Source organism: Pseudomonas sp. NPDC089554 (assembly GCF_050280645.1).
Classification (GTDB): Bacteria; Pseudomonadota; Gammaproteobacteria; order Pseudomonadales; family Pseudomonadaceae; genus Aquipseudomonas.
In genome coordinates this window covers 1-10250 of the sequence record NZ_JBNNVR010000132.1, presented here as the reverse complement: position 1 = coordinate 10250, position 10250 = coordinate 1, and the positions used below count along the sequence as shown (strand labels likewise).

The 10250-nt window shown below is 63.9% G+C and carries 10 protein-coding genes; 4 read left to right on the top strand and 6 right to left on the bottom strand.

Annotated features, from left to right (window positions below; genetic code table 11):
• The 5 genes from ACQKPE_RS24645 to gloB all read right to left on the bottom strand — a co-directional run.
• Positions 1 to 917 (bottom strand): ABC transporter permease subunit (locus tag ACQKPE_RS24645; RefSeq protein ID WP_427669279.1); only part of this gene is annotated, 917 nt, incomplete at its 3' end.
• Position 918: 1 nt separating this feature from the next.
• A complete protein-coding gene (locus ACQKPE_RS24640) occupies positions 919 to 2754 on the bottom strand; it encodes an extracellular solute-binding protein (protein WP_427669278.1) in 1836 nt (611 codons plus the stop codon).
• On the bottom strand, positions 2751 to 4577 hold the full coding sequence (locus ACQKPE_RS24635; RefSeq protein WP_427669281.1) for an extracellular solute-binding protein: 1827 nt from the start codon (positions 4575 to 4577) through the stop codon (positions 2751 to 2753). The genes ACQKPE_RS24640 and ACQKPE_RS24635 overlap by 4 nt, the downstream gene beginning before the upstream one ends.
• A gap of 201 nt (positions 4578 to 4778) precedes the next feature.
• Positions 4779 to 6209, bottom strand: coding sequence for a transglycosylase SLT domain-containing protein (locus ACQKPE_RS24630; RefSeq protein WP_427669277.1), 1431 nt, complete (start codon positions 6207 to 6209; stop codon positions 4779 to 4781).
• Positions 6210 to 6309: 100 nt separating this feature from the next.
• Entirely contained in the window at positions 6310 to 7089 is a 780-nt protein-coding gene (gene gloB / locus ACQKPE_RS24625) for a hydroxyacylglutathione hydrolase (RefSeq protein ID WP_427669276.1), read from the bottom strand.
• Between the two features lie 86 nt (positions 7090 to 7175).
• Here gloB and ACQKPE_RS24620 point away from each other — a divergent pair, with 86 nt between their 5' ends.
• The 3 genes from ACQKPE_RS24620 to dnaQ are packed head-to-tail and all read left to right on the top strand — an operon-like array spanning position 7176 to position 9230.
• Positions 7176 to 7934 (top strand): class I SAM-dependent methyltransferase, encoded by a 759-nt coding sequence (locus ACQKPE_RS24620; protein WP_427669275.1) that lies wholly within the window; start codon positions 7176 to 7178, stop codon positions 7932 to 7934.
• Positions 7935 to 7982: 48 nt separating this feature from the next.
• Positions 7983 to 8429, top strand: coding sequence for a ribonuclease HI (gene rnhA / locus ACQKPE_RS24615; RefSeq protein WP_427669274.1), 447 nt, complete (start codon positions 7983 to 7985; stop codon positions 8427 to 8429).
• A 45-nt stretch (positions 8430 to 8474) separates the two neighbouring features.
• The gene (dnaQ, locus tag ACQKPE_RS24610; protein WP_427669280.1) at positions 8475 to 9230 is read left to right on the top strand and encodes a DNA polymerase III subunit epsilon; all 756 of its coding nucleotides are present in this window, start codon (positions 8475 to 8477) and stop codon (positions 9228 to 9230) included.
• A 15-nt stretch (positions 9231 to 9245) separates the two neighbouring features.
• Here dnaQ and ACQKPE_RS24605 read toward each other — a convergent pair whose 3' ends face one another.
• Positions 9246 to 9464 (bottom strand): hypothetical protein, encoded by a 219-nt coding sequence (locus ACQKPE_RS24605; RefSeq protein ID WP_427669273.1) that lies wholly within the window; start codon positions 9462 to 9464, stop codon positions 9246 to 9248.
• Between the two features lie 158 nt (positions 9465 to 9622).
• Between ACQKPE_RS24605 and ACQKPE_RS24600 the strand changes: the two genes are divergently transcribed.
• The gene (locus tag ACQKPE_RS24600; protein WP_427669272.1) at positions 9623 to 10183 is read left to right on the top strand and encodes an NADPH-dependent FMN reductase; all 561 of its coding nucleotides are present in this window, start codon (positions 9623 to 9625) and stop codon (positions 10181 to 10183) included.
• Positions 10184 to 10250 lie beyond the last annotated feature (67 nt).

Sequence of the window (10250 nt, the reverse complement as noted above, 5' to 3'; positions counted from 1 at the left end):
GAAACCGTCGCCGAGCTGGTCGATGGGGTCAGCAAGCTGACCCAGATGAACTTCATGCCGATGAACGCCGAGGGGAAACCGGCGATCACCAGCAGCATGGCGTTGCGGAACACGTGGCCGTATAGCACCCGTGGGCGGCTCAGGCCCTTGGCCTTGGCGGTGACCACGTATTGCTTGTTGATCTCGTCGAGGAAGCTGTTCTTGGTCAGCAGGGTCATGGTGGCGAAGTTGCCGATCACCAGGGCGGTGATGGGCAGCACCAGGTGCCAGAAGTAGTCGAGGATCTTGCCGGTGGCGGACAACTCCTCGAAGTTGTTCGAGGTCAGGCCCCGTAGCGGGAACCAATCGAAGTAGCTGCCGCCGGCGAACAGCACGATCAGCAGGATGGCGAACAGGAAGGCGGGGATGGCGTAGCCGACGATGATCGCCGAGCTGGTCCAGACGTCGAAGTGGCTGCCGTGGCGCACCGCCTTGGCGATGCCTAACGGAATCGACACCAGGTACATGATTAGCGTGCTCCACAGCCCCAGCGAGATCGACACCGGCAGCTTCTCGGCGATCAGGTCGATGACCTTGGCGTCGCGGAAGAAACTGTCGCCGAAGTCCAGCTGGGCGTAGTTCTTGACCATGATCCACAGGCGCTCGGGCGCTGACTTGTCGAAGCCGTACATGCGCTCGATCTCGGCGATCAGGGCCGGGTCCAGGCCTTGTGCGCCGCGGTAGTTGGAGCCCGCCACCGAGACCTCGGCGCCGCCACCGGCAATGCGGCTGGTGGCACCCTCGAAGCCTTCGAGCTTGGCGATCATCTGCTCCACCGGCCCGCCAGGCGCGGCCTGGACGATGATGAAGTTGATAATGAGGATGCCGAACAGCGTCGGGATGATCAGCAGCAGGCGCCGCAGGATGTAAGCCAGCATGTCAGTTCGCCTCGTCCTGGGCTGGCGTGGCTGGCTCGCTCACCGCAGGGGTGACGTCGGGCTTGATCCACCAGGTGTTGATGCCGATGTCGTACTTGGGGGAGACCTTCGGGTGGCCGATGTGGTTCCAATAGGCGACGCGCCAGGTCTTGATGTGCCAGTTGGGGATCACGTAGTAGCCCCACAGCAGCACGCGGTCCAGGGCACGGGTGTGGGCGACCAGGCTCTGGCGCGAGTCGGCGTTGATCAACTGCTCCACCAACTGGTCGACGGCCGGGTCGCGCAGGCCCATGTAGTTGCGGCTGCCGGACTTGTCGGCGGCGGTGGTGGTCCAGAACTCACGCTGCTCGTTGCCGGGCGAGTTGGATTGCGGGAAGTTGCCGACGATCATGTCGAAGTCGCGCGAGCGCAGGCGGGTGATGTACTGGGACACATCCACACGGCGCAGGGTCAGCTCGATACCGAGGTCGGCGAGGTTGCGCTTGAACGGCAGCAGCACCCGCTCGAACTCGGGCTGGGCCAGCAGGAACTCGATGGCCACCGGCTTGCCCTGGGCGTCGACCATCTTGTCGTCGACGATTTTCCAACCCGCGTCCTGCAATAGGCGGTAGGCCTTGCGCTGCTGGTCGCGGATCATGCCGCTGGCGTCGCTGACCGGGTTGTGGAATGCCTCGGTGAACACCTGCTCGGGAATCTGCCCGCGCAGCGGTTCGAGGATCTTCAGCTCATCGGGTGTCGGCAGGCCGGTAGCTGCCATTTCGGAGTTGTCGAAGTAGCTGTCGGTGCGGGTGTAGGCGCCGCTGAACAGCTGCTTGTTGGTCCACTCGTAGTCCAGCAGCAGGCTCAGCGCCTGGCGTACGCGCACGTCCTGGAACACCGGGCGGCGCAGGTTGAAGATGAAGCCCTGCATGCCGGTGGGGTTGCCGTTGAGGATCTCTTCCTTGATCAGGCGGCCTTCGCGTACTGCTGGCACGTTATAGGCATTGGCCCAGTTCTTCGCGGCCATCTCCTGCCAGAAGTCGAACTGGCCGGCCTTGAGGGCTTCGAGGGCGACGGTGTTGTCGCGGAAGGCGTCGTAGCTCATTACGTCGAAGTTGTACATGCCGCGGTTGACCGCTAGGTCCTTGCCCCAGTAGTCCTTGACCCGCTCGAAGCGGATCGAGCGCCCGGCCTTGACCTCGCCGATGCGGTAGGGGCCGCTGCCCAGCGGCACTTCCAGGCTGCCACGGGTGAAGTCGCGGCCTTCCCACCAGTGCTTGGGCAGCACTGGCAACTGGCCGAGGATCAGCGGCAGCTCGCGGTTGTTCTTGTGCTTGAACTTGAACAAGACGGTGAGCGGGTTTTCCGCCACCACCTCTGCGACGTCGCCATAGTAGCCGCGGTACAGCGGGGCGCCTTTCTCGATAAGGGTGTTGAAGGTGAACACCACATCATCCGCGCGCATCGGGTGGCCGTCGTGGAAGCGCGCCTCGGGGCGCAGGTAGAAGCGTACCCAGGCGTTGTCGGGGGCCTTTTCGATCTTGCTGGCGACCAGGCCGTATTCGGTGAACGGCTCGTCCAGGCTGTGGCGCGTCAGGGTGTCGTAGATCAGGCCGATGTCGTCGGGCGGCACGCCCTTGCTGATATAGGGGTTGAGGCTGTCGAAACTGCCGTACAGCGACTGGCGGAAGGTGCCGCCCTTGGGCGCGTCGGGGTTGGCGTAGTCGAAGTGCTTGAAGTTCGCCGGGTACTTGGGCGGCTCGTCGTAGAGCGTCAGGGCGTGTTGCGGCGCGGCCAACGCGGGCAGGCTCAGGCAGGCGAACAGCAGGCCTGCGGCCAGGCGGTGCAGTGGCATCATTTGGCTTTCTCCGAAGACTTTAGCCACCAGCTGTTCAGGCCCAGGGTGTAGGGCGGCGTGGTGACGAAGGCGAACCGGTTGCGGTAGGCCAGGCGGTGATTGTCGAGATACCAGTTGGGAATCATGTAGTAGTGCCACGACAGCACCCGGTCCAGGGCGCGGGTGGCGGCGACCTGGTCGTCGCGGCTTTGTGCGGCGAGCAGGGTGTCGAGCAGGTGGTCGACCACCGGGTCCTTCACCCCTGCGTAGTTCTTGCTGCCGTTGATCGAGGCTTGGCTGGAGTGGAAGTACAGCCATTGCTCGAGGCCCGGGCTGAGGGTCTGGCCCAGGGTCATGAGGATCATGTCGAAGTCGAAGTGGTCCAGGCGCTGCTTGTACTGGGCGCGGTCGACCGTGCGCAGGCGCGCGTCGATGCCGATGCTGGCGAGGTTCTCCATATAAGGCTGGAGAATGCGCTCAAGGTTCGGGTTCACCAGCAGTAGCTCGAGGCGCAGTTGCTGGCCCTTGGCGTCGACCAGGCGCTGGCCGTCGAGCTTCCAGCCAGCCTCGGCGAACAGCGCCAGGGCCTGGCGCAGGGTGTGTCGGCCAATGCCGTTGCCGTCTGTTTGACTGACCTTGAAGGGCTCGGTGAACAGCTTCGCGGGCAGTTGCTCGCGCAGGGGGGCCAGCAGCAGCCATTCCTTGCCGATGGGCAGGTCGCTGGCGGTGAATTCGCTGTTGGGGTAGTAGCTGGTGGAGCGGCGATAGGCGCTGCTGAACAGGGCGCGGTTGGTCCACTCGAAGTCGAACATCAGCCCCAGCGCCTGGCGTACCCGAGGGTCGCCGAAGGTGGCCCGGCGGGTGTTCATGAACAGGCCCTGGGTCTGGGTGGGGATGCGGTGCGGGATCTGCGCCTTGATCACTTCGCCCCGGCGAATGGCCGGGAAGTTGTAGCCGTTGGCCCAGTTCTTGGCCTGGTGCTCGATGTAGATATCGAACTCGCCGGCCTTGAAGGCTTCGAAGGCCACCACGGCATCGCGGTAGAACTCGTATTCGACGCGGTTGAAATTGTACTTGCCGCGGTTCACCGGCAGGTCCTTGCCCCAGTAGTCCTTGACCCGTTCGAACACCAGGCGCCGCCCCGGCTGCACCTGGGTGATGCGGTACGGGCCACTGCCCAGCGGCGGCTCGAAGGTGGTGGCCTTGAAGTCGCGGCCTTGCCAGTAGTGCTTGGGCAGCACCGGCATTTCGCCCAGGCGCAGGATGAGCAGCGGGTTGCCGGCGCGCTTGAAGACGAAGCGGATACGCAGCGGCCCGAGGATATCCACCCGCTGCACTTCCTGCAGGTTGGTGCGGTAGATCGGGTGGCCTTCCTTGAGCAGGGTGCGGTAGGAGAACGCCACGTCCGCCGAGGTGATCGGGTGGCCGTCGTGGAAACGTGCTTGCGGACGCAGGTTGAACACCACCCAGCTGCGGTCCTCGCTGTATTCCACCGAGCGGGCGATCAGGCCGTAGCTGGAGGTGGGTTCATCCCCGGAGGGGTCGTACTGGCCCGTGCCGACCATCAGCGTTTCGTTCAGCTCGTTCACGCCGTACTGCTGGAAGTTCGGCGTGCTGACGGGGCTGGTGCCCTTGAAGGTGTAGGGGTTGAGGGTGTCGAAGGTGCCGAACGCCATGGCCCGCAGGGTTCCGCCCTTGGGGGCTTGCGGGTTGACCCAGTCGAAGTGGGTGAAGCTGGCCGGATACCTGAGCGTGCCGAACTGCGCGTAGCCGTGGCTTTCGCTCACCATCGCGACTGCGGGGAAGCTCAAGGCCAGGGTCAGAGACAGGAGCAGGGGTCGTATCAAAGCTGGCGATCCGGTCCGGGCGTTGGGCTAGGTTCCGGGTACAGTAACAGCTTGTATGGGATGGAAAAAGGGTACCTGGCAAGGCGGGCAGTGGGTTTGCAAAACATCGCGGGGCAAGCCCGCTTCCACAGGTTGGGCGCCGTACGTGAGCGCGGCGTCGTCCCTGTGGGAGCGGGCTTGCCCCGCGATGGTGTCGCCTCAGTGTGCCAGGTAGACCGTCAGGGTTTGCCCTGGCTTGAGCGCCTTGCCGCTGCGTGGGTTCCAGCGCTTGAGGTGCTGCATCTCGACATTGAAGCGCTTGGCCACCAGGTAGTAGGAGTCGCCCTTGCGCACCTTGTACTGGGTGGAACGCTGCTTGGCCGCGGCCACGCGGTTGGCGGCCGTGCTGGGGGCGTTGCCGCCGCGCAGGGCGAGTACCTGGCCGACTTGCAGGCGGTTGCCGGGCAGGCGGTTCCAGCTTTGCAGGTCCTTGATCGACACCCGGTTGGCCTTGGCGATGCTGCCCAGGTTGTCACCACGCTTGACCTTGTAGCTGCGGGTGCCGGCAGGCGGTGCCTCGGCCAGGGCGGCTTCGAACACGGCCTTCTGCGGTTGCAGGCTGACCAACTCCTCGGGCTTGAGGTTGGACAGGCTGCTGGACAGCAGCTGCGCCTTGGCAGTCGGCACCAGCAGTTGCTGGGGACCGTCCACGGTCATGCGCTTTTTGAAGGCAGGGTTCAGCTGGATCAGCTCGTCTTCGTCGATATTGGCGAAGGCGGCGACCCGCGACAGGTCGAGGCGGTCGCTGATGGCGACGGCCTCGAAGTAGGGTTCGTTGGCGATCGGGCTAAGGTTCACGCCGTACGCTTGCGGGGTCATGACCACCTGCGACAGGGCCAGCAGCTTGGGCACGTAGTCGCGGGTTTCCTGGGGCAGGGGCAGGTTCCAGTAGTCGGTCGGCAGGCCCAGGCGCTCGTTGCGCTCGATGGCCCGGCTGACTGTGCCTTCGCCAGAGTTGTAGGCGGCCAGCGCCAGTAGCCAGTCACCGTTGAACATGTCGTGCAGGCGGGTCAGGTAATCCAGCGCGGCGTTGGTTGAGGCGGTAATGTCACGGCGGCCATCGTAGAAATTGGTCTGGCGCAGGTTGAAGTGACGCCCGGTGGACGGAATGAACTGCCACAGGCCAACCGCGTGGGCGTGGGAGTAGGCCATCGGGTTATAGGCGCTTTCGATGGCCGGCAGCAGGGCCAGCTCCAGCGGCATGTCGCGTTCTTCGAGGCGCTCGACGATGTAGTGCAGGTAGAGGCTGCCACGCTCGCCGGCGGTCTTGAGGAACGACGGGTTGCTGGCGAACCACAGGCGCTGTTGTTCGATGCGCGGGTTGACGTCGATGCTGCCCTGCAGGGTGAAACCGCTGCGCATGCGCTCCCATACATCCTGCGGCGCCTGTTGTTCCACCGGCTTGACCGCCAGCGGAGCGGGCTTGTACTTGAACCGAGCCTGGTAATTCTGCGCGCGAACATGTTCGGAATCGTCGACCCGAGGGGTGCTCTGGCAGCCCACCAAGGTGGCGGCCAGGGCCAGCGCACTGGCTTGGGCCAGGCGCCTCAAGGCGACGGAATGAGAGGTTCTGCGGCTAAGGGAAGACATCGGCTGGGAAGTGTTTCCGGGCAAAAAAGTTGGGCGATTCTAGAAACCGGTCCCGGCCGGGTCAACCATTGCGCTGGGTGTGCGATATATCTTGAGGTTATCAGAAGCGGTCCTTCCAAGACCTCAAGGCAGCAAAAACAGCGGCTTGGGTGTCGTTGGAATGGCCCTTCCATTCGTCTGCTTTTTGTTTAACGAATATTTCAGCGGTACGCAAAAAGGGGTTTGTCAGGCGCTCGAGGCCGATGCTGGAAGGCAACGTGATGCGATCCTCTTGCCTGGCCTGGGTAACGTCGTCGAAGCGTTGGAGAACGTGCGGGTTCTGGGGTTCTACCGCCTTGGCGAAGCGCAGGTTGCTCAAGGTGTATTCATGGGCGCAGTACACCTGGGTTTGCTCGGGCAGGGCCGCCAGGCGTTGCAAGGAGGCGTGCATCTGCTCGGGCGTACCTTCGAACAAGCGACCGCAGCCGGCGGCAAACAAGGTATCGCCACTGAACAGTAGCGGCGTGTCCGATTGCGCAGTGTAATAGGCGATATGGCCCAGGGTATGCCCGGGCACGGCGAACACCTGGTATTGCAGGCCCAGCACGGTGACCGTGTCGCCGTCGTCCAGGGCCAGGTCGCGGCAGGGAATGTTTTCCCCGGCCGGGCCGCAGACCCGCGCGCCGCTGGCCTGTTTCAAGGCCAGCACGCCGCCGACATGGTCGTTGTGGTGGTGGGTGATGAGGATGTCTTCCAATACCCAGCCTCGGTGTTGGTCGAGCCACTTCAGCACCGGCCCCGCGTCGCCGGGGTCGACCACCGCGCAGCGGTGTTTGGCAGTATCCTGTAACAACCAGATGTAGTTGTCGGAAAAAGCGGGAAGGGCAACGATCTGTATCATGATGCGGATCCGAGTCGCCAAGCGTGGCACATGAAGGCATCTTAGCCGTGATGGCACGATCGGATAAACCTTCTAGGGAGAACGCAATGACTGACCAAGCCTTCGCCCAGGCCGACCCAGAGTGGATCGAGCTGATAAGCCTGGCCCGCGACTGGTTCAACGGGCCGATCGGGCAGCTCATGCTCAAGGAAGAAGAACGGCTGCTGGACGAGGAACTGGCGCGCTTCTTCGGCGGCTTCCTGGTGCACTACGGCCCCTGTGCCGAGCCACCGCCCAATGCACCGCAGGTGCAGCGCAACGTGCGCCTCGGCGCGCCGTTGCCGGGGGTGGAGATCGTCTGCGAGGAGCAGGCCTGGCCGCTGTCCGAGCATGCCGCCGACGTGGTGGTGCTGCAGCATGGGCTGGATTTCAGCCTGTCGCCCCATGGCCTGCTGCGCGAGGCGGCCAGTGCGGTGCGCCCGGGCGGGCATTTGCTGATCGTCGGCATCAACCCCTGGAGCAGCTGGGGTATGCGTCATTTCTTCGGCCGCGGCGTGTTGCGCAAGGCGCGCTGCATCTCGCCTTCGCGGGTGGGCGACTGGCTCAACCTGCTGGGCTTCGCGCTGGAGAAACGCCGCTTCGGGTGCTATCGTCCGCCGCTTGCCTCGCCGGTCTGGCAACAGCGCCTGGCTGGCTGGGAGCGGATGGCTGGGGGCTGGCAAGCTGCCGGAGGCGGCGTCTACCTGCTGGTAGCACGCAAGATGGTGGTGGGCCTCAGGCCCCTGCGCCAGGAGCGCCGCGAGCCGATGGGCAAACTGCTGCCGCTGCCGCTGGCCAAGGTCAACCGCCGGCGCAGCGAACCCTGACTCCCCGCCATTCACCTCGAACAACCTGCAAGCGAACGAAGGCGGTACATGAGCGAAAGCGTCGAGATCTACACCGATGGTGCCTGCAAGGGCAACCCTGGCCTGGGCGGCTGGGGTGCGTTGATCGTCTACAAAGGTGTCGAGAAGGAGTTGTGGGGCGGCGAGCGCGAGACCACCAACAACCGCATGGAACTGATGGCCGCGATCCAGGGCCTGGCGGCGCTCAAGCGTGAGTGCGAGGTGGTGTTGACCACCGACTCGCAGTACGTGATGAAAGGCATCACCGAGTGGATGGTCAACTGGAAGAAGCGCGGTTGGAAGACCGCCGCCAAGGAACCGGTAAAGAATGCCGACCTGTGGCAGCAGCTCGACGAGCAGGTCAACCGCCACAAGGTCACCTGGAAATGGGTGCGCGGGCATATCGGCCATGCCGGTAACGAGCGTGCCGACCAGTTGGCCAACCGCGGTGTCGATGAGCTGCGCGGCAAGCGCTGAGGTATACTGCGGACCTTTTCACAGATGTCAGTTGGAGCCGCCCGCGTGGAGCAGCAGCAAGATAAACGCCTGATCGTCCTCGATACGGAAACCACCGGTATGCCGGTCGGCGAAGGCCACCGGATCATCGAAATCGGTTGCGTCGAGGTCATTGGCCGACGCCTCACCGGGCGTAACTTCCACGTCTATTTGCAGCCGGATCGCGAGAGCGATGAAGGCGCCATCGGGGTGCACGGCATCACCGATGCCTTCCTGGTCGGCAAGCCGCGCTTCGCCGATGTGGCCGAGGAGTTCTTCGAGTACATCCAGGGCGCGCAGCTGGTCATCCACAACGCGGCGTTCGACGTTGGCTTCATCAACAACGAATTCGCCCTGCTGGGCCAGAATGACCGCGCCGATATCTCGCAGCACTGCACCATCCTCGACACGCTGATGATGGCCAGGGCCCGCCACCCGGGCCAGCGCAACAGCCTCGATGCCTTGTGCAAACGCTACGGCATCGACAACTCCGGCCGTGACCTGCACGGCGCGTTGCTCGACTCCGAATTGCTGGCTGATGTCTACCTGGCGATGACCGGTGGCCAGACCAGCCTGTCGCTGGCCGGGCATGGGGGCGAGGATGACGCGGGGCAGGGCAGTGGCGGCAGCGAGATCCGGCGTATCGTCGGGCGTCAGCCGGGGCCGGTGCTCCAGGCTTCGGCCGAGGAGCTGGAGGCCCATGCCGAGCGCTTGGCGGCGATCGCCAAGTCGGCGGGGGCGCCAGCGATGTGGCAGACGCTCACGGAGCCTTCTGCAGGCTGACCCGCTTGGTTGGCGTCAAGGAATGCGAATGATTTCGACGCCACTCTGGACCAGCTCGAAACGGTCTTCGCCCAAGTGGTTGACCCGGTCGCCAATGGCCAGGCGGTAGGTGGTGATCGGCAAGCCCACGGCTCTGCCATCGGCCTGCAAGGTGGATTCCTGGAATTCGTGCACCGGGTAGACGCGGCCTTCGGCGTCGCGGGCGTGGAATTGACCGACCATTACTGCTGCCATCTTGGGTTGAAACCTCTGAAATATTTGGGAACTGTTTGAGGTCATAGACCTGCGAAGCCCGAGGTAAGTTTTCCGAACGATGGAAAAAAACCTCGGCATCGAGAATCGGTCATCTATAACTACAACTCGTCCTTTTTCAGTAGAGGTTGCAAAACGCCATGAGCCAGGTCTATTCAGTAGCGGTCATTGTCGGCAGCTTGCGCAAGGACTCCTACAACCGCAAGGTCGCCCGCGCCCTGAGTGAGCTGGCACCCTCCAGCCTTTCCCTGAAGATCGTCGAAATCGGCGATCTGCCGCTGTACAACGAAGATGTCGAGGCCGAGGCGGTGCCCGAGGCGTGGAAACGTTTTCGCGACGAGGTGCGCAAGAGCGACGCCGTGCTGTTCGTGACCCCGGAATACAACCGCTCGGTACCTGGGTGCCTGAAGAATGCCATCGACGTTGGCTCGCGTCCCTATGGGCAGAGCGCCTGGGGTGGCAAGCCTACGGCCGTGGCCAGCGCTTCGCAGGGGGCCGTCGGCGGCTTCGGTGCCAACCATGCGTTGCGCCAGTCGCTGGTGTTTCTCGACATGCCGTGCATGCAGATGCCCGAGGCGTACATCGGTGGGGTCGCGGCGCTGTTCGATGACAGCGGCAAGCTCAGCGACAAGACCCGTCCGTTCCTGCAAGGCTTCATCGACCGCTTCGCAGCCTGGGTGAAGATCAACCGCGCGGTCTGAGGCCGCAGCCTTGACGCCATCGCCGCTTCAGGCCTCGTTCAAGCGTGCTGAGATAGGTTCTACTGCT

Coding starts and splice junctions, on each gene's coding strand:
- ACQKPE_RS24640 (WP_427669278.1), bottom strand. CDS start 2,754: ATGATGCCACTGCACCGCCTGGCCGCAGGCCTGCTGTTCGCCTGCCTG.
- ACQKPE_RS24630 (WP_427669277.1), bottom strand. CDS start 6,209: ATGTCTTCCCTTAGCCGCAGAACCTCTCATTCCGTCGCCTTGAGGCGC.
- gloB (WP_427669276.1), bottom strand. CDS start 7,089: ATGATACAGATCGTTGCCCTTCCCGCTTTTTCCGACAACTACATCTGG.
- ACQKPE_RS24620 (WP_427669275.1), top strand. CDS start 7,176: ATGACTGACCAAGCCTTCGCCCAGGCCGACCCAGAGTGGATCGAGCTG.
- rnhA (WP_427669274.1), top strand. CDS start 7,983: ATGAGCGAAAGCGTCGAGATCTACACCGATGGTGCCTGCAAGGGCAAC.
- ACQKPE_RS24605 (WP_427669273.1), bottom strand. CDS start 9,464: ATGGCAGCAGTAATGGTCGGTCAATTCCACGCCCGCGACGCCGAAGGC.
- ACQKPE_RS24600 (WP_427669272.1), top strand. CDS start 9,623: ATGAGCCAGGTCTATTCAGTAGCGGTCATTGTCGGCAGCTTGCGCAAG.